The sequence below is a fragment of the Niallia sp. genome (genome assembly GCF_031978665.1).
Classification (GTDB): Bacteria; Bacillota; Bacilli; order Bacillales; family Cytobacillaceae; genus Niallia.
In genome coordinates, this window is the sequence record NZ_DALZDK010000001.1 from 115,955 (window position 1) to 140,174 (window position 24,220).

The 24,220-nt window shown below is 35.4% G+C and carries 25 protein-coding genes; 24 read left to right on the forward strand and 1 reads right to left on the reverse strand.

The annotated features are described in order from the left end of the window. Positions 1-52 precede the first annotated feature (52 nt). The 20 genes from spoIIIAA to spoIVB all read left to right on the forward strand — a co-directional run bounded on the left by spoIIIAA (position 53) and on the right by spoIVB (position 18,650). Positions 53-979: a stage III sporulation protein AA gene (gene spoIIIAA, locus RTL21_RS00590; RefSeq protein ID WP_312092261.1), complete on the forward strand. Its 927-nt coding sequence runs from the start codon at positions 53-55 to the stop codon at positions 977-979. Beyond that, positions 980-1,495: a stage III sporulation protein SpoIIIAB gene (spoIIIAB, locus tag RTL21_RS00595; protein WP_312092262.1), complete on the forward strand. Its 516-nt coding sequence runs from the start codon at positions 980-982 to the stop codon at positions 1,493-1,495. It begins immediately after the preceding gene. 18 nt (positions 1,496-1,513) lie between these two features. Continuing rightward, the gene (spoIIIAC, locus tag RTL21_RS00600; RefSeq protein WP_016204918.1) at positions 1,514-1,720 is read left to right on the forward strand and encodes a stage III sporulation protein AC; all 207 of its coding nucleotides are present in this window, start codon (positions 1,514-1,516) and stop codon (positions 1,718-1,720) included. An 8-nt stretch (positions 1,721-1,728) separates the two neighbouring features. After that, positions 1,729-2,124 (forward strand): stage III sporulation protein AD, encoded by a 396-nt coding sequence (gene spoIIIAD / locus RTL21_RS00605; RefSeq protein ID WP_312092474.1) that lies wholly within the window; start codon positions 1,729-1,731, stop codon positions 2,122-2,124. 31 nt (positions 2,125-2,155) lie between these two features. Continuing rightward, on the forward strand, positions 2,156-3,388 hold the full coding sequence (gene spoIIIAE, locus RTL21_RS00610; RefSeq protein WP_312092264.1) for a stage III sporulation protein AE: 1,233 nt from the start codon (positions 2,156-2,158) through the stop codon (positions 3,386-3,388). Positions 3,389-3,402: 14 nt separating this feature from the next. Next, positions 3,403-4,035 (forward strand): stage III sporulation protein AF, encoded by a 633-nt coding sequence (gene spoIIIAF / locus RTL21_RS00615; protein WP_312092265.1) that lies wholly within the window; start codon positions 3,403-3,405, stop codon positions 4,033-4,035. Continuing rightward, the gene (gene spoIIIAG / locus RTL21_RS00620; protein ID WP_312092266.1) at positions 4,028-4,681 is read left to right on the forward strand and encodes a stage III sporulation protein AG; all 654 of its coding nucleotides are present in this window, start codon (positions 4,028-4,030) and stop codon (positions 4,679-4,681) included. Before spoIIIAF ends, spoIIIAG begins: the two co-directional genes overlap by 8 nt. Before the next feature lie 13 nt (positions 4,682-4,694). Beyond that, positions 4,695-5,255, forward strand: a complete 561-nt coding sequence (locus RTL21_RS00625) for a SpoIIIAH-like family protein (RefSeq protein WP_312092267.1) — start codon at positions 4,695-4,697, stop codon at positions 5,253-5,255. A 511-nt stretch (positions 5,256-5,766) separates the two neighbouring features. Further along, on the forward strand, positions 5,767-6,237 hold the full coding sequence (gene accB / locus RTL21_RS00630; protein WP_312092268.1) for an acetyl-CoA carboxylase biotin carboxyl carrier protein: 471 nt from the start codon (positions 5,767-5,769) through the stop codon (positions 6,235-6,237). 18 nt (positions 6,238-6,255) lie between these two features. After that, positions 6,256-7,614, forward strand: a complete 1,359-nt coding sequence (gene accC / locus RTL21_RS00635) for an acetyl-CoA carboxylase biotin carboxylase subunit (protein ID WP_312092269.1) — start codon at positions 6,256-6,258, stop codon at positions 7,612-7,614. 15 nt (positions 7,615-7,629) lie between these two features. Continuing rightward, positions 7,630-8,037 carry an Asp23/Gls24 family envelope stress response protein gene (locus tag RTL21_RS00640; protein ID WP_312092270.1) on the forward strand — a complete coding sequence of 136 codons (408 nt, stop codon included), beginning with the start codon at positions 7,630-7,632 and terminating at the stop codon, positions 8,035-8,037. 280 nt (positions 8,038-8,317) lie between these two features. After that, positions 8,318-8,710 (forward strand): transcription antitermination factor NusB, encoded by a 393-nt coding sequence (nusB, locus tag RTL21_RS00645; RefSeq protein WP_312092271.1) that lies wholly within the window; start codon positions 8,318-8,320, stop codon positions 8,708-8,710. Between the two features lie 191 nt (positions 8,711-8,901). Continuing rightward, complete coding sequence (gene xseA, locus RTL21_RS00650; protein WP_312092272.1) at positions 8,902-10,248, forward strand: exodeoxyribonuclease VII large subunit; 1,347 nt, start codon at positions 8,902-8,904, stop codon at positions 10,246-10,248. Positions 10,249-10,251: 3 nt separating this feature from the next. Further along, positions 10,252-10,491 carry an exodeoxyribonuclease VII small subunit gene (gene xseB, locus RTL21_RS00655; protein ID WP_312092273.1) on the forward strand — a complete coding sequence of 80 codons (240 nt, stop codon included), beginning with the start codon at positions 10,252-10,254 and terminating at the stop codon, positions 10,489-10,491. 3 nt (positions 10,492-10,494) lie between these two features. Further along, the gene (locus RTL21_RS00660) at positions 10,495-11,388 is read left to right on the forward strand and encodes a polyprenyl synthetase family protein (protein WP_312092275.1); all 894 of its coding nucleotides are present in this window, start codon (positions 10,495-10,497) and stop codon (positions 11,386-11,388) included. A gap of 419 nt (positions 11,389-11,807) precedes the next feature. After that, positions 11,808-13,700: a 1-deoxy-D-xylulose-5-phosphate synthase gene (dxs, locus tag RTL21_RS00665; protein WP_312092277.1), complete on the forward strand. Its 1,893-nt coding sequence runs from the start codon at positions 11,808-11,810 to the stop codon at positions 13,698-13,700. Positions 13,701-13,707: 7 nt separating this feature from the next. Next, positions 13,708-14,538: a TlyA family RNA methyltransferase gene (locus RTL21_RS00670; protein WP_312092279.1), complete on the forward strand. Its 831-nt coding sequence runs from the start codon at positions 13,708-13,710 to the stop codon at positions 14,536-14,538. Positions 14,539-14,870: 332 nt separating this feature from the next. Further along, positions 14,871-15,320 carry a transcriptional regulator AhrC/ArgR gene (ahrC, locus tag RTL21_RS00675; RefSeq protein ID WP_312092281.1) on the forward strand — a complete coding sequence of 150 codons (450 nt, stop codon included), beginning with the start codon at positions 14,871-14,873 and terminating at the stop codon, positions 15,318-15,320. A gap of 16 nt (positions 15,321-15,336) precedes the next feature. After that, positions 15,337-17,025, forward strand: a complete 1,689-nt coding sequence (gene recN / locus RTL21_RS00680; protein ID WP_312092283.1) for a DNA repair protein RecN — start codon at positions 15,337-15,339, stop codon at positions 17,023-17,025. A gap of 332 nt (positions 17,026-17,357) precedes the next feature. Next, entirely contained in the window at positions 17,358-18,650 is a 1,293-nt protein-coding gene (spoIVB, locus tag RTL21_RS00685; RefSeq protein ID WP_312092284.1) for a SpoIVB peptidase, read from the forward strand. Positions 18,651-18,719: 69 nt separating this feature from the next. Here the strand turns inward: spoIVB and RTL21_RS00690 are convergent, their stop codons facing one another. Continuing rightward, on the reverse strand, positions 18,720-19,637 hold the full coding sequence (locus tag RTL21_RS00690) for a 1,4-dihydroxy-2-naphthoate polyprenyltransferase (protein WP_312092286.1): 918 nt from the start codon (positions 19,635-19,637) through the stop codon (positions 18,720-18,722). Positions 19,638-20,120: 483 nt separating this feature from the next. Here RTL21_RS00690 and spo0A point away from each other — a divergent pair, with 483 nt between their 5' ends. The 4 genes from spo0A (at position 20,121) to RTL21_RS00710 (ending at position 24,212) form a co-directional block, all read left to right on the forward strand. Beyond that, positions 20,121-20,906 (forward strand): sporulation transcription factor Spo0A, encoded by a 786-nt coding sequence (spo0A, locus tag RTL21_RS00695; protein WP_312092288.1) that lies wholly within the window; start codon positions 20,121-20,123, stop codon positions 20,904-20,906. Positions 20,907-21,284: 378 nt separating this feature from the next. Continuing rightward, entirely contained in the window at positions 21,285-21,485 is a 201-nt protein-coding gene (locus RTL21_RS00700; RefSeq protein WP_016203255.1) for a cold-shock protein, read from the forward strand. A gap of 103 nt (positions 21,486-21,588) precedes the next feature. Further along, positions 21,589-22,311, forward strand: a complete 723-nt coding sequence (locus RTL21_RS00705; RefSeq protein WP_312092293.1) for a glycerophosphodiester phosphodiesterase — start codon at positions 21,589-21,591, stop codon at positions 22,309-22,311. Between the two features lie 290 nt (positions 22,312-22,601). Beyond that, the gene (locus RTL21_RS00710; RefSeq protein WP_312092295.1) at positions 22,602-24,212 is read left to right on the forward strand and encodes an AAA-type ATPase lid domain-containing protein; all 1,611 of its coding nucleotides are present in this window, start codon (positions 22,602-22,604) and stop codon (positions 24,210-24,212) included. The last annotated feature ends 8 nt before the right edge of the window (positions 24,213-24,220 follow it).

Below are 24,220 nucleotides of genomic sequence, written 5' to 3' on the forward strand. Positions count from 1 at the left end.
CAGAAAAAAGTCTAAATAAAAATAGTAACCTGTAGCAAAGGAGGAATTCATTGTGAATACCATTTATTCGTTTCTGCCAAAATCTATTGAAAATCATATTCTCACAATCCCTCCATCAGAAAGATTGGGTATGGAAGAGATTCGAGTTCGAGTAGGCAGACCTTTAGAAGTATTTATTAATGGACATTCTATCTTTTTCCCATTCATTGTTTCGAAAGAGGATGGTATCCAATTATTAAATAAAATTAGTCAATATTCGGTTTATACAATGGAAGAAGAATTGAAAAGAGGGTATATCACCGTACAAGGCGGGCATCGGATTGGACTTGCAGGTAGGGTCATTTTGCAGGATAGCAAAGTAAAGGCAATACGTGATGTAGCTTCTTTTAATATTCGTATTGCAAAGGAGCAACTCGGGATAGCGAATCCATTTATTCCTTATTTATATGAGAAGGGAAGATGGCGGCATACGATGATTATTGGCCCGCCGCAGACGGGGAAAACGACTTTATTGAGAGATATTGCTAGATTAATTTCTTCCGAGGAGGAGCATTCGTTACGAAGACCAGCAAAAGTAGGAATTGTGGATGAACGATCCGAAATTGCAGGATGTATGGATGGGATTCCCCAGATGACATTTGGTCCACGTGTAGATGTTCTGGATGCTTGTCCAAAAGCGGAAGGGATGATGATGATGATTCGCTCTATGAGTCCAGATGTACTTATTGTGGATGAGGTAGGGCGCAAAGAGGATGAAGAAGCCATATTAGAAGCTGTTAATGCCGGTATTCAATTGATCATGACGACACATGGATCAAGCTTGGATGAAGTGAAAAAACGTCCAATGCTTTCTGCAATTATAAAAATGGGCATATTTGAACGCTATATTGAATTAAATAGAAAGAAGGGTCCTGGAACAGTAACAGCAATACGAAATGGACAAGGCCAATTATTGATGGATGAAATGAAGGTGAATTAAATGATAAAAATAATTGGCGCAATCTTGATTCTTGCTTCCACAAGCTGGGGAGGAATGGAATTTTCAAAGCTATTAAGCCAAAGACCAAAGCAAATTAGGGCATTGAAATCAGCACTCCAATCATTAGAGGCGGAGATTATGTATGGACATACTCCATTGCATGAAGCCTGCAGAAGACTAGCAGAACAATTAAGTGAGCCATTAAGTTTCTTTTTTGCAAGCTTTGCAGAACGTTTAATCAAAGAGGATACAACCGTTAAAGAAGCATGGACATTATGCTTAGATGATATTTGGAAGAAAACAGCAATGAAGAATTCCGAATTAGAAATCATGAAGCAATTCGGAGAAACATTAGGTAGACATGATCGTTTTTCACAACAAAAGCAAATAATGCTGACACTTACCCATCTGGAAAGAGAAGAAGAAGAGGCAAGGGAAATACAAGGAAAATACGAAAAAATGATAAGAAGCTTAGGATTTTTGTCCGGTTTGCTGATTGTCATTTTATTGATGTAGTTTTTAGGAGGAGACTTTATGGGCTTAGAGGTCGATATTATATTCAAAATCGCGGGTGTTGGAATCGTTGTAGCTTTTTTGCACACAATCCTCGACCAAGTAGGCAAGAAGGAATATGCACAATGGGTTACTTTATTTGGTTTTATTTACATTCTATTTATGGTAGCTAATATTGTAAATGATTTGTTTCAAAAGATTAAAGCGGTATTTTTATTCCAAGGGTAAAGGAGGATATCGTCATTGAAATTCTTCAAATAGTTGGAATTGCACTTATTTCCACTTTTTTAGCATTAGTAGTAAAAGAACAAAAGCCCAATATTGCTTTCTTATTAGTTGTCTTTGTCGGCTGTGCAATCTTTCTTTTTCTTGTTGATCAAATAGCAGCAATTATTCAAATGGTTGAAAGAATCGCCTTAAACGCCAAGGTAAATACCGTTTATGTAGAGACGATTCTAAAAATAATCGGAATCGCCTATATAGCAGAATTTGCAGTGCAAATTACCAAGGACGCAGGACAAGGCTCCATTGCATCAAAGATTGAACTAGCCGGGAAGATATTGATTTTAGCAATGGCAGTTCCAATATTAACAGTCTTAGTAGAAACAATTTTAAATATGATTCCAAGTTAAGTAGGAAACCGTTTATTCCGAGGTGAAAAAATTGAAAACAAAGCTGAAAGTCGTACTACTAATAATGGCAGCTATCTTTTTTCTATATGAACCGATCGTACAAGCCTCACCTCATGAATCACAAGAAGCAACAGAAGTAGAAAGCTCAGAGGAAGTAAATGAAGAAGGAGTCGATCCAACGAAACTTGTTGAATCTCAATTGGAGTCACTGGACATCGATGAATTAACGGAATTTTGGGATTCTATCAAGACGGAGTATGGTGGTTTCTTGCCAGAAAGCCAAAAAGGAAGTCTATATGATTTTATGATAGGAAATAAAAGCTTTGACTTACAAGGCTTCTTTCAGGGAATGCTTAAATTTGCTTTTCATGAAATTATTGTAAATGGAAAATTATTGGGTTCGTTAATATTGCTCACTATATTTAGTGTAATGCTGCAAATGCTTCAAAATTCATTCGAGAAAAGCTCTATCAGTAGAGTAGCCTATGCCATTGTATTTATGGTCTTAATTATCCTCGCATTGAATAGCTTCCATGTAGCTATTACGTATGCGAGTGACGCAATTTCGAACATGACGAATTTTATATTAGCGCTTGTTCCGTTATTGCTGGCGTTGATGGCAGCTTCAGGTGGTGCTATATCCGCAGCTTTTTTTCATCCCGTTATTCTATTTTTGATGAATACAAGCGGGATGTTAATTGAATATATTGTCCTTCCTTTATTATTTTTATCAACCTTGCTTCATGTCGTAAGTAGTCTATCGGAACAATATAAGGTTACGCAATTAGCAAATTTATTACGTAATATCAGTATAGGAATCTTGGGGATTTTCTTGACTATATTTCTAGGTGTAATCTCCGTTCAAGGTGCATCTTCGGCAATAACAGATGGGATTACGATAAAAACAGCTAAATTTGTGACTGGGAATTTTATTCCTGTTATTGGACGGATGTTCACAGATGCAACAGATACTGTTATAAATGCATCCTTATTATTAAAAAACACAGTTGGAATAGCAGGAGTAGTGATTCTCCTTCTTCTTGTAGCATTTCCTGCAATTAAGATATTAATGATTTCCTTTATTTATAAATTTGCAGCAGCACTTTTGCAGCCGATTGGCGGAGGGCCGGTTATTAAATGTCTAGATGTTATTAGTAAAAGTGTCATCTATGTTTTTGCAGCATTAGCGATCGTTTCCCTTATGTTTTTTTTAAGCATTACAGTAATCATTGTGGCGAGTAATCTAACGATGATGGTGAGGTAGAAAGGAGGATAAGTATGAATTTTATTACAGAGTGGGTTACAAATATTATTCTATTTATTTTACTAGCGACCGTAGTAGATATGCTTTTGCCGAACTCTACCTTTCAGAAATATGCCAAGATGGTCGCTGGGCTATTATTAATTACGGTCATATTGACACCTGTATTTAAGCTTATATCCAGCGACTTTGAAGCTGTTTTCACCGCCAGTGCAATGGGGGAATCCGAACAAAAAAATATGAATAATTCCATTGAATTGAAAAAAAGAGAAATACAAGCCTCACTTGATGAATATACATTAAATAAAATGGCTGTCCAATTAAAAGAGGATGCGAATGAGGAGTTGATAGCAAATTACGGAATGGAGATCAATTCGATTCAATTATCGATAGACAAAGAGAAGGATGTTGGGTTTCCTGCAAACTTAACAGAAATGGTTATCCATATGAAAGAAAGCAAGGATCCACAAAACGTTGTGGAAGCCGTAAGCCCTGTTCGAATTGACGCACAACAACCTCTTCTTGACAAAACTGAATCGAAACAAATGGATACAGAAAGTATTATTTCTTTCCTTTCTGAAAAATGGGAAGTGCGAGATGATGCAATAGTAATTATGTACGAAGGAGGGGAGGAGGAGGAGAATGGATAAGAAGGACAAAGGGCCAATGAGCTGGTTAAAAAAATTTCTGTCAAACGACGGGGAGGAAAAGAAGCAGGGCAAAACTACCTATATTGTCATCGTTGTATTGTTTGGGGTAGCCATTATGCTTTTAAGCAATATGTTTTTTAAAGACGATAATAAAGCCCAGGAAGTTGCTGCGTATAGTAATGATGCTTCCTCTGAAGCGGCAGAAGAAACTTTTGGACAAAAAGCCAATAGTAGTAACTTAACCATCGCTGACTATGAAGAGCAGTACAAGGAAGAAATCAAAGAAGCGATAACCGCGATAGCAGGGGTTAAGGACGCGATTGTTTATGTAAATATAGAAGGATCAGAAAAGAAAGTATACGAAAAAAACCAATCGCAAACCATTCAGAAAACAGAAGAAGAGGATACACAGGGAGGCAACAGGAGTGTGGAAGAAACTTCAAATGAGGAAACGGTTGTATTGGTGCCAAATGGAGATAAACAAGTTCCGATTGTAGTGGAAACGATGAAGCCTAAAATAGTTGGGGTTCTAGTTGTTGCAAAAGGGGCTGAAGATATAAAAGTAAAAACAATGATTGTGGAGGCAGTTACTCGGGCATTGGATGTACCAAGTCATAGAGTTTCTGTACAACCTAAACAAAACTAAGGGGGAATAATAGATGTTATTAAAAAAGCAAACAGTATGGTTGTTAACGATGTTAAGTTTGGTTGTGGTATTGTCTGTCTACTATATTACTTCGCCAGAGTCCCGCTTAAATGAATTTGCAACAACCGAAGAAGAAAATACAGATAATGCAACAACAAATGATGCAGAGGAAGCAGCCTCAGATAATAAAGGGGAAAGCACTGTTAATACAACTGATTCTGAAGCAGTATTTGAACAAATGCGCCTTGATTTAATGGAGCAGCGTGACAAAATGAAAGAAGAATTAGTAACCATTCAAGGATCAAAAGATAAGACAGCAGAAGAGAAAAACGAAGCTACAGAACAAATTAAAGAACTTCAGGAAATTACAGATAATGAAAAAATAATGGAAAGTCTAATTAAAGCAGAGAACTATGAAGATGTGCTTGTTCAGACTGCTGAAGATGGTACAGTGAAAGTAACGGTGAAAGCAGAGGAGCTATCTGCAGAAGCTGCAAACGAAATTGTTCAGCTTGTACGCAAAAATATGGACGCACCAAATGCGAATGTTGCGGTAAAGATTGATCCAAAGTAAAAAGAAGCAGTAACTGGAAGTAATTTTTATGAACAAGGGAAAAATGAATAGTTCTAGAAAACTGTAGTTCACTTAAAATTAGTGTCTACAGTTTTTTTGTAAGACTGTCTATGGGAATCAATTATTGGAATATCTTAACTTTGCAAAGTGCATTTAAGTCTGGGGGAAATTACAATAAACTTTACGAAAAACAGTCAAATAGAATAACTATTTGAAAAAGAATAACCACTTGCTAATATGATTAATTTTTGCTCTTTTTATATATTGAATTAAAAGTAAGCGTATTCCTTTAATCACTCAGCTTGGATTAGTTATTTTAAAAAGATAGTGGTATGATAAGTATGTAGAAAGAGAGATGATTACCTTTCGATTCACAAAATAAAAGGAAATATAATAAAAGAATCAGTAGCAAAAAAGTAGTGTTTTAAAGATGGATGTTGAATTATCATAAGGTCTTATCGTATGATATTAGTATCTAGTCCTAAAAGAATGATTTAAGGGGTGCAATTATATGTTAAATATTTCAGAAGTAAAAGAACTAATAAAATTAATAGATGATTCTACTATTAGCAATTTTTTATATGAACAAGATGGTGTGAAAGTCGAAATCAAGAAGAATTACGGAGAGACAGTAGTATCTGCTCCAGTTATTACGAAAACAATCCAGCAACAAGAAGCTACAACAAAAGAAGTAGCCGTAGAAAGTGTAGTTACAGATACATCTGCGAAAGCAATGGATGAAAATTTACATAAGATTACTTCACCAATGGTAGGAACATTCTATCAATCAGCTTCTCCCGACGCTGATGCGTTTGTAAAAGTAGGAGACAAAGTTACGAAGGATTCTGTCGTTTGTATCGTAGAAGCGATGAAGCTATTTAATGAAATTACAGCAGAAGTAGATGGAGAAATTGTAGAAATTCTCGTTAAAGATGGAGAACTTGTAGAGTACGGGGAACCATTATTCCTAGTAAAGGCGTAACAAAAAGGGGCTTAAACAATGATAAAAAAACTGTTAATCGCAAATAGAGGAGAAATAGCTGTCCGCATAATAAGAGCTTGTCGCGAATTAGATATTCAGACGGTGGCTATATATTCAGAAGCAGATCGTGAGGCTCTACATGTGCAAATCGCAGATGAAGCATATTGCATCGGGCCAAAAGCTTCAAAGGACAGTTATTTAAACTTTACAAATATAATAAGTGTAGCAACATTGACAGGATGTGATGCTATACATCCTGGATATGGATTCTTAGCAGAAAATGCTGATTTCGCTGAACTATGCAGAGATTGCAAAATCACGTTTGTTGGCCCTAGTCCAGAGGCTATTAATAAAATGGGGACAAAAGATATTGCGAGAGAAACAATGCGTCAGGCTGGTGTGCCAATCGTACCTGGATCCCAAGGTATTATTAAAGATGTTGAAGAAGGAGTTTCACTCGCTAAAGAAATAGGATATCCAGTCATTATTAAAGCTACAGCAGGCGGCGGCGGTAAGGGTATCCGTGTAGCCAAAACGGAAGAAGAATTAATTAAAGGAATAAACATTACCCAGCAAGAAGCATTAACAGCTTTTGGGAATGCCGGCGTGTATTTAGAAAAATACATTGAAGATTTTCGCCATGTAGAATTGCAGGTGCTTGCTGACAATTATGGAAATGTCATTCATCTAGGAGAAAGAGATTGTTCCATTCAGCGTCGATTGCAAAAGCTGCTAGAAGAAACACCATCTCCTGTTTTATCAGAAGCAATGCGAGCGACAATGGGAGACGCTGCGGTTAAGGCTGCGGCTGCAGTAAATTATACAGGTGCTGGAACAGTAGAATTTATCTTTGATTATCAAAATCAAGCATTCTACTTCATGGAAATGAATACTCGCATTCAAGTGGAGCATCCAGTAACTGAAATGGTAACAGGTATTGATCTAATTAAAGAACAAATACTAGTAGCATCAGGAAAACCTCTGGAATACCAACAAAAGGATGTTACATTTACTGGATGGGCAATAGAATGCCGAATCAATGCAGAAAACCCTGCAATGAATTTCATGCCTTCACCAGGGAAAATAAACATGTATTTACCGCCAGGTGGCTTAGGTGTACGTGTTGATTCTGCTGCTTATCCTGGTTATACGATCCCACCATACTATGATAGTATGATTGCTAAGGTTATTGCCTATGGATCAACTAGAAAAGAAGCTATTTCCCGCATGAAACGGGCGCTGAGTGAGTTTGTAATCGAAGGTGTACACACTACGATTCCATTTCACTTAAATCTCCTTAATCATGAAAAGTTTGTGGAAGGCAACTTCAACACAAAGTTTTTAGAGATGTATGATTTAATGAAATCAGAAGATTAAAAGGAGGAAAAGGGTATGAGTGAAACAACTAGTTTAGAAATGAACCAAGAATATAATGGGTTAGGTAAAGTAGAAATTGCCCCTGAAGTAATTGAGGTTATTGCAAGCATTGCTGCTTCCGAAGTGGAAGGTGTAGCACAAATGAGAAGCAATTTTGCGACTGGAGTTGTGGAGAAATTTGGGAAAAAATTACACAACAAAGGTATAAAGGTTGACCTTAGTGAAGAAGGAATTAAAGTGGAAGTATATTGTGTGATGAATTTTGGCGTGTCTATTCCACAGATTGCTCAACAAATTCAAGATAATATTCGTCAAACGTTAATTAATATGACTGGTCTTGTAACAGAAGAAGTTAATATCCATATTGTTGGTGTTCAGTTCGAAACAGCAAAACAAGAACCTGAATTACAGCAAGAAATGTAACGAAAAAGACTAGTAAAGCTAGCGTATAATGAAAGAAAATACTAAAGGCTGAACAGGAAAGAACATCATATCTACTAAAAAGGATTTTGACACCTTTGTTAGATATAAAGTTTTTATCCTGGACAGCCTTTGTTTTTGTGAGAACTAATGGAAAACATGAACATAATTCTAGGTTTTTTTCATGTAAGATAGAGTTTTGTTTTTATTTATGCTATTATTCATGTAGCATAGATAAATAGGTTGTTAAACCTATGGAAGGATTTTAAAGGAGCCATAAATAATGAAAAGAAGAACTGCCAGAGAAAAGGCCTTACAGGCACTATTTCAAATTGATATTAGTGATATAGAGAAGGAAACAGCAATAGAACATGTTTTAGAAGGAGAAAAATCCGATTTATACCTTACTAAATTAGTGGATGGCGTATTAAGCCATAAAGTTTCTATTGATGAAACAATAAAGCAATACTTAGAAAATTGGTCGATAGAAAGAATTGCAAATGTAGACCGCAACGTTCTCCGACTTGCAACGTATGAAATTATGTATGGCCAAGCAGATGATGTACCTGTGAATGTAGCAATTGATGAAGCGGTTGAAATTGCTAAACTTTACGGTGATGATCAATCTGGTAGATTTGTCAACGGAGTACTATCTAAGATTAAAGATAATCAATAGTATTGAGCGAAACGATGGTTTGATTAAAAGTAAGAATAAGTGAATGCTTATCTTGTTTGCATCAATTTAGCAAATAAGATTTAATATCATCCTAAATTGTTTCCTTCTATAACCTATAAACATGAATGAAAAAGGGATGTGGTGTATGATACTACACCCCTTTTTCCATCCTGTATAAGGAGTTTTTATAAATGGAATCACGTTATTTAACGGTACATGCTTTGACGAAATACATAAAAAGAAAATTTGATGCAGATCCTCATTTGCAGGAGGTCATGGTCAAAGGAGAAATTTCGAACTTTAAGCAGCATACAAGTGGTCACATGTATTTTACCTTAAAAGATGAAAAGGCTAGGATTTTAGCAGTAATGTTTGCTCGTAATAATCAGCAAATGAAATTCACGCCTGAAAATGGGATGAAAGTACTTATTAAAGCAAGTATCACTGTTTATGAATCAAGCGGACAATATCAAATGTATGTAGTGGATATGCAGCCAGACGGAATAGGGCAGCTTTATTTAGCGTATGAACAGCTGAAAGCGAAATTGGAACAAGAAGGGCTGTTTCATCCAGAACGTAAACAAGCTATTCCTAAATATCCAAGAGCAATTGGTGTGATTACCTCTCCTACAGGTGCTGCTATAAGAGACATTATTACGACAATAAAAAGACGTTATCCAATTGCCAAAATTATGATTTATCCTGCGTTAGTTCAAGGAGAAACGGCTGCTTCTTCCATTGTAAAGGCTATTCAACAAGCAAATAAGCAGAATTCTCCAATGATTGATGTCCTCATTGTAGGTAGAGGTGGCGGTTCCATTGAGGAATTATGGGCTTTTAACGAAGAAATCGTTGCCAGAGCCATTTATACTTCGAAAATTCCAGTAATATCCGCTGTTGGTCATGAAACAGACTTTACCATTGCTGATTTTGTAGCCGATATGCGTGCACCAACTCCAACCGGTGCAGCAGAGCTTGCAGTACCCCATATTGATGAACTCGTAGAGCGAATTTTAACAAGGCAAAGTCGATTAATTAGAGGGATAAAGGAAAAGGTAGAATTGCAGAAGCTACGTCTAAACAGAATCCAGCGTTCCTATGCTTTTCGTTATCCAAGGGTATTATATGATCAAAAAATGGAGCAATTAGATAAGCAGACAGAATTGTTAATCCGCAATGTTCAAAGAGTTTTGGAGCAGAAAAATAATCAGCAGAAATTAATTCAAAAGCAGCTTGAAAGAAATCATCCTCATCAATATATAAAGAAAGCCAATCAAGATTTAGCTAGCTTACAAAAAAATTTAATCCGCAATACGGAGCTTATTCTCCAGACAAAAAGACAGTCTTTTCTTTCGAAAATCGGTAAGATGGATGCATTAAGTCCATTGAAAATAATGGAAAGAGGCTATAATGTAGCATATGATAATAGCGGAAAATTAATAGCCAGCATAAATCAAGTTAAGCCTAAGGATCATATTGAATTAAATCTTGCGGATGGTATGGTAGAAGCAGAAATTATTAGGATAAAGGAGAGATAGATTTTGGCAACCAATTCAGAAAAAAAACCATCCTTTGAAGAAGCGATGGAAGAATTAGAAAGAATCGTTGAAAAACTAGAAGAGGGAGACGTTCCGTTAGAAGAAGCAATTAATACATATAAAAAAGGAATGGAGCTTTCTAAATATTGTCATGAGAAATTAAAAAATGTTGAAGAGCAATTAGCTGAAGTGGTTTTAGAGAATGGAAAAAAACAACCTTTTTCCATCGCTGAGGAGGAATAACGTTTGAATAACATCTCTTTGTCAGCATTTACTGAAATGTATAAGAACCTATTAGAAGAGGAATTAAAGAAAAATGTAGAAACGCTTGGAGCTCCTACTAACTTAAAAGATTCCATGCTTTACTCTCTAAACGCTGGTGGGAAAAGAATTCGACCACTTCTATTATTTGCAACAATACATGCGTATGGAAAGGATCCGCTCAAAGGGCTATTACCAGCAACAGCAATCGAAATGATTCATACATACTCCTTAATCCATGATGATTTGCCAAGTATGGACGATGATGATTTACGAAGAGGACTCCCAACAAATCATAAAGTATACGGAGAGGCGACAGCAATTCTAGCAGGCGATGCACTCCTTACATACAGCTTTCAATTAATGACAAATATGACGGAGCAAAATATTCCTGCTGAAATAATTATTACTACTATTAGCCTTTTAGCAGAAGCAGCTGGAGCTGAGGGAATGGTTGGTGGACAGGTTGCTGATATAGAAGGGGAAAATAAAGTCTTAAATCAACGGGAACTTGAGCAGATACATTTGCATAAGACAGGAAAACTATTGGAAGTAAGTATCACAATTGGGGCCATATTAGCAGGTGCTACAAGTACTGAAATAAAGACGTTAAAACAATTTGCTTATCATTTAGGATTAGCCTTCCAAATTAGAGATGATATTTTAGATTTAGAAGGGGATGAAGCTATTATTGGTAAACCAGTCGGCAGTGATATGGATAACGACAAAAGCACCTATCCGAAAATACTAACAATGGATGGTGCAAAAAGAGAATTAGATGTACATATCAAGCAAGCAAAAGATCATCTTGCCGGTTTACATTTAGATAGCGCACTCCTAGAAGCGATTACAGATTTAATAGCGGATAGAAATAATTAATCATATCTCATTAAAACGTTTAAAAGCCTGTTTGCGGAAGGTATATATATGTAGATGTATAAGAAAACTTAGTAATATATCAGGGTGTCTCAAGCATATTTGACAGGACTCATGCATTTTATAAAAGGAAACATTTAAAATGTATAGTAGTGCTGTTCCACTATGAGGCATCCTTATTTTAAGCGCTAAGCTACCTTGTGCTCTAACTATGTAGAATAACTACTATTATGTATGAAGGAATGGTATAATACATACTTATTGCAAGAATAAATTAGGTTTTTTTCTAAAAATAAGGTATTCTAATATAAAATACAATCTTAGGCAAAAAAATGGATAAATGGAAGGAAGATATACCAATTTAGTCGTATTAATTTCTTGCTATATTGGTTATATACTGAATGAAAGTGAGTTGTTACCTAATGGATTTAATGTCAATTGAAAATCCAGCATTTTTAAAAGGATTATCTAACGAGGAACTTAAAGGCCTTAGTGAAGAAATCCGTCACTTTTTAATTAATAAACTTTCTCTGACTGGCGGTCATATTGGTCCCAACTTAGGAGTAGTAGAATTAACAATTGCTCTTCATAAATGCTTTGATAGCCCAAAGGATAAATTTCTTTGGGATGTAGGTCATCAATCCTATGTACACAAAATTTTAACTGGTCGTGCTAAAGATTTTGATACACTTAGACAATACAAGGGTTTAAGTGGTTTTCCGAAAATGAATGAAAGTGAGCATGACGTATGGGAAACAGGTCATAGCTCTACTTCTTTATCTGCTGCAATGGGGATGGCAGTAGCAAGGGATATTAAGAAGGAAGATTCTTATATCATTCCGATTATTGGGGATGGGGCATTAACAGGTGGAATGGCCCTAGAGGCATTAAACCATATCGGTGATGAAAAGAAAAACATGATCGTCATACTTAATGATAATGAAATGTCGATTGCACCAAATGTAGGGGCGCTTCACCAAGTATTGGGCAGATTAAGAACTGCTGGTAAATACCAATGGGTAAAAGATGAATTAGAAATGCTATTAAAGAAAATTCCGGCTGTAGGTGGAAAGATGGCCGCGACTGCAGAAAGAATTAAGGATAGCCTTAAATATTTATTAGTGTCCGGAGTGTTTTTTGAAGAATTAGGATTTACTTATTTAGGCCCAGTTGATGGACATGATTTCGATGACTTATTTGAACAATTAAATTATGCAAAGAAAACTTCAGGACCAGTGTTATTGCATGTAATTACGAAAAAAGGAAAAGGATTTTCTCCTGCTGAAAAGGATAAAATTGGAACCTGGCATGGAACTGGACCATATAAGATTGAAACAGGAGATTTTGTAAAACCAACTATTACTGCACCTGCTTGGAGTAAGCTAGTAAGTGACACAGTTTTGAAATTGGCAAGAAACGATGAACGAATCGTTGCTGTAACTCCTGCAATGCCAGTTGGTTCCAAATTAGAGGCCTTTGCAAAAGAATTTCCGGATCGAATGCTCGATGTTGGAATAGCAGAACAGCATGCTGTTACAGTAGCTGCTGGACTTGCGACTCAACAGATGAAGCCGTTTTTAGCAATCTATTCTACCTTTTTGCAAAGGGCATATGATCAAATGCTTCATGATGTTTGCCGTCAAAATTTAAATGTTTTTATTGGGATTGATCGGGCAGGCTTAGTGGGAGCTGACGGGGAAACGCATCAAGGTATTTATGATATCGCATTCTTACGTCATATGCCAAACTTAGTCTTAATGATGCCAAAGGATGAGAATGAGGGACAGCATATGGTGAATACAGCGATTCAGCACAATGCTGGACCAATTGCAATGCGCTATCCTCGTGGAAATGGAATAGGAGTTGAGCTCGATTCTACTTTGAAAACAATTCCAATCGGTACATGGGAAGTGCTTAAAGAGGGTACGGATGCAGCGATCCTTACATTTGGAACGACGATAGAGATGGCGATGGAAGCAGCTGAACTGCTCGAATCTCAGGGAGTACATGTGAAAGTAGTAAATGCGAGATTCATTAAGCCATTAGATGAAAACATGCTTTCTGAATTATTGCAAAAACAAATACCAATTTTAACGATTGAAGAAGCAGTTCTGCAAGGTGGATTCGGAAGCTATTGTTTAGAATATGCACACGATCATGGATATGGAGCAAATGTAATCGATCGTATGGGTATTCCAGATGAATTTATCGAGCATGGTGACGTAGACTCTTTATTAAATGAAATTAATTTAAATAAAGAGGAAGTTGTAAAAAGAATTCTATCTATTGCAAGAAAAAAACAAAAGAGGGCTTAGAGCATTCATGAAGAAAGAAAGAATTGATGTATTATTAGTAGAACAAGGCTTATTCGAGACAAGGGAAAAGGCAAAACGAGCTGTCATGGCTGGTATTGTTTACTGTGAGGAGAATAGACTAGATAAACCTGGTGAAAAAATAAGTGCAGATTCAAAGTTGACGGTAAAAGGCAAAACGCTGCAGTATGTTTCAAGAGGTGGCTTAAAGCTTGAAAAGGCAATAAAAGTATTTGATGTTAATGTGAAGGATAAGGTATTACTTGATATTGGTTCTTCTACGGGAGGATTTACTGATTGTGCCTTGCAAAATGGTGCAAAGCAATCATATGCTTTAGATGTTGGCTATAATCAATTAGCGTGGAAGCTTAGACAAGATGAGCGTGTAATTGTAATGGAAAGAACTAATTTTCGTTATGTAACGCCTGCTGATTTAAGAGGAGAAATGCCTAATATAGCGTCTATTGATGTTTCGTTTATATCCTTAAAGCTCATTTTACCGGTGTTAAAAACACTGTTAGTATCAGGCAGTGATGTCATTGCTTTAGTGAAACCGCAATTTGAAGCAGGTAGAGATCAGGTTGGGAAAAAAGGAATTGTCAGAGATCGAAAAGTTCATGAATCAGTATTAGAAACGATTATCGAATTTTCTATAAAAGAGGGATATCTCGTTAAAAACCTGTCTTTTTCTCCAATAACAGGTGGAGATGGAAATATTGAATTTTTGCTTCATCTATATTGGGATGAACGTCAGGAACATTCAGAGCATTTTTATCAAATAAAAGAGACGGTGGAAGCGGCACATTCCGAATTGAAAGCGAAAAAAGAAACCGACGAATAAGTGCGATTGTAAAAGGGTTTGTCTACATAAAGAGAACTATTAGTACAATGATGCTAGTAGATTATTCTTTTATTTAGACATACCCTTTTTGGTGTGTGTATTAGCAACAAACTATATGAAAACGGCCGATCTAAAAGAGGCTGGAAAAGTAATTTGTTTTTCTTTGTTCTTGTAAAAAGGCGAACAAACACGGTAAAATAAGATAAATGGAAAATGTCAAAAAAAATCGAATGAACGAATAAAAGGAAACCAATACTTTGGATAAGCTGTAAAAAAACAATGATACATAATCAATTAAATATAAATGATAATGACTATAAAGGATGGAAAATATGAATAAGGGTCAAAGGCATATAAAAATAAGAGAAATCATAGCGAATAATGATATAGAAACACAAGACGAATTAGTAGATGAACTGAAAAGTGCTGGTTATAATGTTACGCAAGCTACTGTATCAAGAGATATTAAGGAACTGCATTTAGTTAAAGTTCCACTTCAGGATGGTAGATATAAATATAGCTTACCTGCTGACCAACGCTTTAATCCGTTGCAAAAATTGAAAAGAATGCTAATGGATTCCTTTGTAAAAATCGACTCAGCTGAAAATTTACTTGTCCTAAAAACCTTGCCAGGTAATGCACAAGCAATTGGGGCATTAATTGATAATCTAGACTGGGATGAAATCCTAGGAACAATTTGTGGGGATGATACATGTCTTATTATTTGTCGCACTGCAGTAGATGGTAAGAAAATTAGTGATCGTTTTCTTGATATGCTTTAAAATGGGGGGACATTAATTGCTAAGTGAATTATCGATTAAAAATTTTGCAATCATCGATAGCCTATCCATATCCTTTAAAAAAGGACTTACTGTATTAAGTGGGGAAACAGGTGCAGGTAAGTCCATTATTATTGATGCTATCAATTTATTAGTTGGTGGACGAGGTTCTGCTGAATTTGTTCGTCACGGGGAAGAAAAAGCGGAAATTGAAGGATTATTCTATATTGAAGAAGGCCATCCATGTTTTCGAAAAATGAATGAATTTGGAATAGATATAGACGAAGGCACAATTGTATTAAGAAGAGATATAGCTTTGTCTGGTAAAAGTGTTTGTCGCATTAATGGTAAACTAATTACCATTTCGTTATTGAGAGAAATTGGTTCAACGCTAATTGATATTCATGGACAACATGAACATCAAGAGTTAATGGACGAAACGAGGCATTTACAATTACTAGATACATTTGCAATGGAAGAATTAGCTCCCGTTTTCGAAGAGTATGAAGAAATTTACCGCTCTTATACGCAAACACAAAAGAAATTAATGAATTTAACGGAAAATGAGCAACAGATGGCGCAAAGACTTGATTTATTGCAATTTCAGTATAATGAAATTGAGAGTGCTCATTTAAAACTAAATGAAGATGAAGAGCTATTGGAAGAAAAAAAGAAGTTAAGTAATTTTGAAAAAATATACGATAGCATTCAGACAGGCTATACAGCCCTTAAAGGTGAACAAAAGGGACTGGATTGGCTTGGTGAAGTAATGGGCAATATGGAAGAAGCCGCTAGTCTGGATACAGAGTATAAAGGGATGGCTGAATCTGTCTCCAATAGTTATTATATCTTAGAAGATATTGCAAGGCAGATGCGAAGTGCTTTAGATTACTTAGAATATGACCCAGAAAGATTAAATGAGATCGAAACTAGACTAAATGAAATCAACACATTAAAGCGAAAATACGGAAAAACGGTAGCAGAGATTTTGGAGTATGCTGCTAAAATTGAAGAAGAATTAGAAACATTACAAAACAAGGAAACGCATATTGATTTATTAGAGAAGGAATTAGCTTCTTTGAAAAAAGATCTTTTAGTAGAAGCAAAAGAATTGAATGCTTTAAGAAGAAAAGCTGCAGTGCGTTTAACTGATAGTATTCATCAAGAATTAAAAGAGCTATACATGGAAAAAACAATTTTTGAAGTAAGAATTCATGCTGATGAGAATAATGTCACGAAAAAAGGTATTGACGAAGTGGAATTCTATATTTCCACTAATCCAGGTGAACCACTAAAGCCATTATCGAAAATCGTGTCCGGTGGAGAGCTATCGAGAATGATGCTTGCATTAAAGAGCATTTTCTCAAAGCATCAAGGAGTGACATCCATTATATTTGATGAAGTAGATACTGGTGTAAGCGGAAGAGTGGCACAGGCAATTGCCGAAAAGATTCATCATGTTTCAGTTGATTCGCAAGTGCTTTGCATTTCCCACTTACCACAAGTAGCTGCAATGGCAGACACTCATTTATTTATTGCAAAAAAAATTGAAGACGGTAGAACCTCTACTTCTGTTACTCCTTTAGCACAGCAAGAAAAGATAAGAGAGATTGGACGAATGATTTCAGGTGCAGAAATCACTGAACTAACAAAAAAACATGCAAAAGAACTGTTAAAATTAGCGCAAAAAGCCAAGAATAAAATATAGACACGTAAAACCTCTGTATATGTGCAGAGGTTTATTTTATTCTTTATTACAGTTTAAGAAAGTAGCTGAAGTCGATTTTGTCTAGTGCAAACATCCAAACACATAGCAAACTTATGTATGTCAATAAACATAAAAAGCGATTGCTATTCGTTTCCGTTGTCAAGACAATTACGCTTTTCATAAGAAGTTGTCCAATTATCTTATTTAACAAAGTTATCCAATATGGGTAGGTATTTAAAATTTTTAACAGTTATAAATGATGCCGTTACAGGCAAAGTTATAAATGTAGCCGAAGAAGTTGTGGTGAAAAGAAGCGAGGAGAGTGAAGAGAATTGAAAAGTGATATCCTTAGAAAAATAATTGGTGGGATTCTCCTTGTTTCATTAATATCTTTAGTATGTAATCAATCCTTTCAAGAATATCTTCATATCCCAAAAAGCGTTACATTGTTTGAAGGCCAAACGATGGAAATCAACAATAGTGAGGCGATTCCTGTGACAGCTAATGTAGCAGACGAAGATTCGGTTGTTGCATTAAGTCAGGAAAAAGGAAAACTTTCTTTGCAAGGAAAAGTAAGTGGGAAAGAAGAGATGATGCTGGAGCTTGCTGGTTTTCCGATAAAAAAAGTGGATGTGAATGTTTTAAAAGACTTTAAAGTAATTCCTGGTGGCCAGTCCATTGGGGTAAAACTAAATACAGTTGGCGTACTGGTGGTTGGGCATCACCAGGTTAATACAGAAGAAGCAAAACAATCACCTGGTGAAAAAGCAGGGATTAAAGTTGGCGATATGATAGTTGAAATAAATGGCAAGAAAATCGAAAAAATGGCAGATGTAGCACCTTTTGTTCAAAAAGCAGGCGAGGAAAATAAACCATTAGATATAACAGTTAAAAGAGAGAAGGAAGAGTTTAAAACAAAGTTAATGCCACTTAAAGAAAAAGGGGACAATACCTTTAAATTAGGGCTATATATAAGAGATTCTGCAGCTGGAATTGGCACAATGACCTTTTATCACCCTGATTCCATGAAATATGGAGCTTTAGGCCATGTAATATCAGATATGGATACAAAAAAACCAATTGTTGTGGACGATGGAGAAGTACTACGTTCTACCGTAACAAGTATTGAAAAAGGGAGCAATGGAAATCCAGGAGAAAAATTAGCAAGATTTTCAGAAGATAAAGAAGTGATTGGGGACATTAAAACGAATAGTCCTTTTGGTATATTTGGCGAATTAAATAAAGAAATCAAAAATGGAATAATGGATAAGCCGATGCCGATTACATTATCTGACCAAGTAAAAGAAGGACCTGCACAAATACTAACGGTCGTTGATAATGATCAGGTGAAGCTATTTGATATAGAAGTGGTAAGCTCTGTTCCGCAAAAATATCCTGCTACGAAAGGATTAGTTATTAAAGTAACGGATAAAGAATTATTAAGGAAAACGGGTGGCATAGTCCAAGGGATGAGCGGAAGCCCAATTATTCAAGATGGCAAAGTAATAGGAGCAGTCACCCATGTCTTTGTAAATGATCCGACAAGTGGATATGGCGTTCATATCGAATGGATGTTAAATGAGGCAGGAATTGATATATACGAAAAAGGGCAAAAAGCGTCATAAAATAAAAACGTATCATGTAAAAGGATATATCGACATCCTTTTACATGATACATTGTATGGAAAAGATTTTTACATATTTTGCATGATAAAATCTAACAAATAACCAACTGTGATAAATAATCCAAACATCGTATTTGTCAATCCTGTATTTTTCATGGCAATCGGTGTTTGGCTTCGATCTCCTTTAAAGCCTTGAATTGCTTCTAGTGGCTTCTTGAAGCTTAGCAATACGATTAGGAGCCATGGACTGAATATACCGAAAGCTACGAAGACAATGACCCATAGATAAGATGAAATAAATAATGCCGCAAGTAGATTAACAGCTTTGTTAAAGCCGATAAGAATGGCGATTGTTTTTCTGCCACCCAAAGTATCCTCTTCAATATCCCTAATATTATTCGATAAATTAATCGCACCAATAAGAATCGCGATTGGTACAGAAATAAGAATGCTCTCTTGATTAATCACACCAGTTTGAATGTAGAAGGAAATAAGGATAAAAATACATCCCATACAAATCCCAGAAAATACTTCTCCAAATGGTGTATAAGCAATGGGAAGGGGACCACCAGTATATAGATATCCTATCGCCATCCCAAGTAAACCGACTAGGGCAATCCACCAACTAGTATTGGAACAAATATATATACCTAAAAGTAATGCAATAATATATAGGCTAATAGCCATATTTAATACCAATTTCGGTTTCATTCCATGATGAACAATGGCCCCGCCAATTCCTACTGAATCGACAGTATCAATACCTCTTACATAGTCATAGTACTCATTAAATAAATTGGTTGCTATTTGAATAATCAAACAAGCAAACATCATGGCAAAAAATAAACCCCATTGTGTTGAGGCATAAGGGAAAGATAAAACCGTACCGATGGAAACTGGTACAAAGGAAGCTGTTAATGTATGAGGTCTAGTTAGCTTCCACAGTATTTTATAAGTAGGTTTTACTTCATTTGTGACATTCTCCATAAAAAAATCCTTTCTATCATTGAACAAATTATAAAAGCACAATAACTGTTTCGCTGGTAAGAGCTTGTGCTAGGTGTTTATCTGCTTTTAACAGATAATATGGAACAAAAAAAATCGCTTCTTTTGTCCAACTTTAATAATACCGTATAAGGCAACATCCCAACAAGAATATATTCATAAAAAAGTCATAATTTTTTCTTCCAAAAAATGAAGTGTTTGGGTATATGGAAGTTAATTTGGGTTCTATTCTTTTTAATAGCTGATAAGTGGGGTATAATAAAGATAAAGATTTTTCGACAAAAAGATGAAATATATCGAAATCGGTCGAAAACGTGAGAAAATAAGAGAATTAATAGGGTTTTTCCTATTTTTTAAGTTTTTTTTATAAAATCAAAGGATTTTTTGTTGCTTTGTCGAAATTGTCCTTTAGAATAAAAATATAGATAAACTAGAGACATTGGGACTTAAGGGAGGAAACAACCGTTGAAGAAAATAAAAGTTTGTATTGTTGATGATAATCGAGAACTAGTAGGCTTATTGGAAGAGTATATAGATGCTCAGGATGATATGGAAGTAATCGGAGTTGCGCATAATGGGCAAGAATGTCTGGAATTAATCGAACAACTAGAACCAGATGTGATGGTGCTTGATATCATTATGCCTCATCTTGATGGATTAGCAGTATTGGAGAGAATGCGCCAAATGAATAAAAAAATGCCTAATGTTATTATGCTAACAGCCTTTGGTCAGGAAGATGTCACGAAAAAAGCTGTTGAGTTAGGTGCTTCTTACTTTATTTTAAAACCCTTTGACATGGAATATTTAGCCAGTCATATTCGTCAAGTAAGTGGTAAAACAACTGGCTTTGTTCGAAAATCCTCTACTTCTTTCAAAACACAACAGGAACCAAAAACAAAGAATTTGGATGCGAGCATTACGAGTATCATTCATGAGATTGGCGTACCAGCTCATATTAAAGGTTACCTTTATTTACGGGAAGCGATTTCAATGGTTTATAACGATATCGAATTATTGGGATCAATTACAAAAGTGTTATATCCAGATATCGCCAAAAAATTTAACACAACAGCTAGCCGTGTAGAGCGTGCCATTCGTCATGCCATTGAAGTAGCGTGGAGCAGAGGGAATATTGATTCTATTTCATCCCTTTTCGGCTATACTGTCAGCATGTCCAAAGCAAAACCGACTAACTCAGAATTTATCGCGATTGTGGCAGATAAGTTAAGACTTGAGCATAAGGCTTCTTGAGAGGGGTAGGGATTTTAAAGCATAACAAAACAAGGATTATCTTATCTTCGTTTTGTTATGCCTTATTCTTCAAGTAAATCAATCTTTTTTACTCATTGTCAATAACTGACTAAAGACAGACAAGTATTGGAATTTTTAATAGGGGAAAAAGATATTGTAAAAAGTAGTCAGTGAGTAAAATCCATAATAAGGAATTTATTTTAAAAAATTGAAAAATTTTCACCTAAAGATTTGCTTTCTGAGGATTAACCTGTTACTATTAAGGAGACTTATTTTTGTTCTCTAGAAAATAGTTGAGATTTACATATTTCTTTATTTTTTACTACGAGCAAGGATAGTAATACATTTGTGCATAAAGCACATAGGAGGAAACAAGAAATGGCTACAGGTAAAGTAAAATGGTTTAACGCAGAAAAAGGATTCGGTTTCATCGAAACTGCTGAAGGACAAGATGTATTCGTACATTTCAGTGCTATTCAAACAGAAGGTTTCAAAACATTAGATGAAGGTCAAGAAGTTTCTTTTGACATAGAAGAAGGTCAACGCGGACCTCAAGCTGCTAACGTAGTAAAAAACTAATTTAACAAAAACCGATACAGGCTCTGACTTATGTTAGAGCCTGTTTTTTTTCATCATTTATTTTGCAATAGTTAAAGAGTTCTACATAAGGAAGTGATTTTACATGACGAAAATATTTGCACATCGAGGTTTTTCTGCTCAATATCCAGAGAACACCATGAAAGCTTTTGAAGAAGCGGCAAAAGCAAAGGCAGATGGAATAGAAATTGATATTCAAATGACCAGAGATGGGGAAATTGTTATTATTCATGACGAAAAAGTAGATCGAACAACAAATGGATTAGGGTATGTGCAAGAATTAAGTTATAAAGAGCTAAGATCATTAAATGCAGGACATCGATTTAAGCATATTGAAAAAGAAGCTGTTCCCACTTTAATCGAGTTATTTGATTGGATGGAGCACAATACAATAACATGTAATATTGAAATGAAAAATAATAAGATTACTTATAAAGGAATGGAAGAAAAAACAATTGAGCTAATCCGTAAATACGGTTTTGAAAACAGGATAATCTTTTCCTCTTTTAATCATTATAGCCTCGTACATAGTTATCGAATAGCACCTGAAATTGAAACAGCACCTTTGTTGTCAGATGGAATATATCAGCCTTGGATATATGCCAATGCTATAGGTGCCAAAGGGTTTCATCCAAATTATAAACGGATTAGCCATGAGATAATCAAATCCTCAAAAGATAAAAATATCAAAGTTAGAGCATATACAGTGAATAATCCTAAAACGATGAGAGCACTAATGAACGAAGGAATCTCAGCAATTATTACAGATGAACCAATTCTTGCGCGGGAAGTATTAACGCTATCTTAAACAATGATGGTTTTCCACCTATCTTCTATTTTTAGAGAGAGGGAGGAAAACCTTTTTATTTATTTGAGAATATTAGCCTAATGGATCCCGAAATAGCGACAATTATAAGTAAGTAATAAGTTATCCTCCACCAACTCATTTGCCCATAAGATTGCAACCGATAGAGTACTCGAATAATCCTTTTTTTCAGAAATAAAAGAAAATGGGAAAAAAATTGCATAATAACAGGGAGATAGGTATAGTATAGATATGAAATAAATTGCACGGATGAACAGATAGGAAGTGTGCTAATGATTGATCGAACTATACAGACAACCTCTTATGCCCTATTTGATGAGATGAAGGAAGGGATTATTCTGGTGGATAATCGTGGAGTCATCTGCTATTTCAACAAAAGTGCAGAAAGAATGATACAGGAGCAATATCCTCTTCAAATAGATCAACATATTTTATCGATTATTCCTACTAGTGGGATGATGAGAGTATTACATACTAAAAGAAAAGAAGAACAGAAAATATTTGCAATTTCTGATAAGGATTATCTGTTAATTTCACGATATCCGCTAAAAAACACGGGAAATCAAGTAATTGGTGCAGTAGCGGTATTACAAGAAGCCAATCAAAAAAGACAATGGTTAGATGATAACAATATTCAGGTATTGCTAACGTTAGTTTTGCAAAATAGTGCAGAAGCATTTGCAGTAGTCGATGAACTTGGTCATATTATCATGCAAAATCCGTCATATAAAGAGTTGCTTTCTGTCCTTGATCAGCAAAGAGCTCGGAAATTAATTGCCCAGAATAGAGAAGAAGTCTTTCGAACAAGACGAGATGCGGAAATTTCGTTAAATTCGGACTCCCACTGTTTGGTCATAAAAAGTACACCAATTATTGTAGATGGAATATTAAAAGGCTGTCTGCAAAGTATTAACAATAATACGGAAATAATTCATTTAAAAAGGGAATTACAACAAACGAAATCGATTATACGCGGGTTAGAGCATAGTTACCAATTTGAGGACTTTATTTATCAATCATCCTCCATGAAATTTGCACTCGAGCAGGCAAAGCTAATAGGAGCTAGCAAACGGGTGCTATTTATTCGAGGGGAAGAAGGCACTGGAAAGTTTATGCTAGCAAATACTATTCATAATTGGAGTGGAAATAAGTTTCATTTGTTTAAGCGTATACATCCAAAGAGAAACAGAGAACAATTAATAAAGCTTTTAAACAAAAATAGCGGCAACTATAAAGGGACGGTTTACTTAGAAAATGTTACTTGTTTATCGATTGAAGAGCAAACACTGCTTCTAGAAATGGTAAAAGAGTATGCAAAGGTAGAGAAACAATCATCCCTTCGCCTTATTGTTTCGTCTACTATCAAACTAGAAAAAGCATTAATGGCAGGAGTGTTTTTAGAAGAACTCTATGACGAGCTAATGAAATCACATATATACTTACCGCCTCTAAGTGAACGTAAGGAGGATATTTATCCATTAGCAAAACATTTTCTCTTAGAACTGAATAAAGAAAGCGGTAGATGGATAAAAGAGATTGAATTAGATGCCCAAAAAGTATTAGAAGCTTATTCTTATTCTACGAATGTCCAAGAATTAAAGGCAATCTTACAACTAGCTGTAATAAGAGCAAAAGAAGAGGATACTATCCTTAAATCAGAGCATCTTGTTCTTTCACAAATGAATAAGAAGTCGAAAATGGACGTGCAGGATGAAATGGATGAAGATAATCAAACACTTTCTGAGCTAATAGAAAAATACGAGAAGGTTATTATAGAAAAAACCTTGAGGAAGTTAGACGGGAACAAAACCTTGACAGCAAAAACATTAGGGCTATCTGTCCGCAATTTATATTATAAATTGGATAAGTATGACTTAAATTAATTTTTAAT

Excerpts from the sequence above, each read along its gene's own strand:
- RTL21_RS00700 (WP_016203255.1), top strand. The coding sequence starts at position 21,285 with ATGGCTACAGGTAAAGTAAAATGGTTTAACGCAGAAAAAGGATTCGGT.
- ahrC (WP_312092281.1), top strand. The coding sequence starts at position 14,871 with ATGAATAAGGGTCAAAGGCATATAAAAATAAGAGAAATCATAGCGAAT.
- RTL21_RS00640 (WP_312092270.1), top strand. The coding sequence starts at position 7,630 with ATGAGTGAAACAACTAGTTTAGAAATGAACCAAGAATATAATGGGTTA.
- dxs (WP_312092277.1), top strand. The coding sequence starts at position 11,808 with ATGGATTTAATGTCAATTGAAAATCCAGCATTTTTAAAAGGATTATCT.
- accC (WP_312092269.1), top strand. The coding sequence starts at position 6,256 with ATGATAAAAAAACTGTTAATCGCAAATAGAGGAGAAATAGCTGTCCGC.
- RTL21_RS00670 (WP_312092279.1), top strand. The coding sequence starts at position 13,708 with ATGAAGAAAGAAAGAATTGATGTATTATTAGTAGAACAAGGCTTATTC.
- RTL21_RS00705 (WP_312092293.1), top strand. The coding sequence starts at position 21,589 with ATGACGAAAATATTTGCACATCGAGGTTTTTCTGCTCAATATCCAGAG.
- nusB (WP_312092271.1), top strand. The coding sequence starts at position 8,318 with ATGAAAAGAAGAACTGCCAGAGAAAAGGCCTTACAGGCACTATTTCAA.
- RTL21_RS00710 (WP_312092295.1), top strand. The coding sequence starts at position 22,602 with ATGATTGATCGAACTATACAGACAACCTCTTATGCCCTATTTGATGAG.
- spoIIIAC (WP_016204918.1), top strand. The coding sequence starts at position 1,514 with ATGGGCTTAGAGGTCGATATTATATTCAAAATCGCGGGTGTTGGAATC.
- xseA (WP_312092272.1), top strand. The coding sequence starts at position 8,902 with ATGGAATCACGTTATTTAACGGTACATGCTTTGACGAAATACATAAAA.
- spoIIIAG (WP_312092266.1), top strand. The coding sequence starts at position 4,028 with ATGGATAAGAAGGACAAAGGGCCAATGAGCTGGTTAAAAAAATTTCTG.
- RTL21_RS00625 (WP_312092267.1), top strand. The coding sequence starts at position 4,695 with ATGTTATTAAAAAAGCAAACAGTATGGTTGTTAACGATGTTAAGTTTG.
- accB (WP_312092268.1), top strand. The coding sequence starts at position 5,767 with ATGTTAAATATTTCAGAAGTAAAAGAACTAATAAAATTAATAGATGAT.
- spoIIIAF (WP_312092265.1), top strand. The coding sequence starts at position 3,403 with ATGAATTTTATTACAGAGTGGGTTACAAATATTATTCTATTTATTTTA.
- RTL21_RS00690 (WP_312092286.1), bottom strand. The coding sequence starts at position 19,637 with ATGGAGAATGTCACAAATGAAGTAAAACCTACTTATAAAATACTGTGG.
- spoIIIAB (WP_312092262.1), top strand. The coding sequence starts at position 980 with ATGATAAAAATAATTGGCGCAATCTTGATTCTTGCTTCCACAAGCTGG.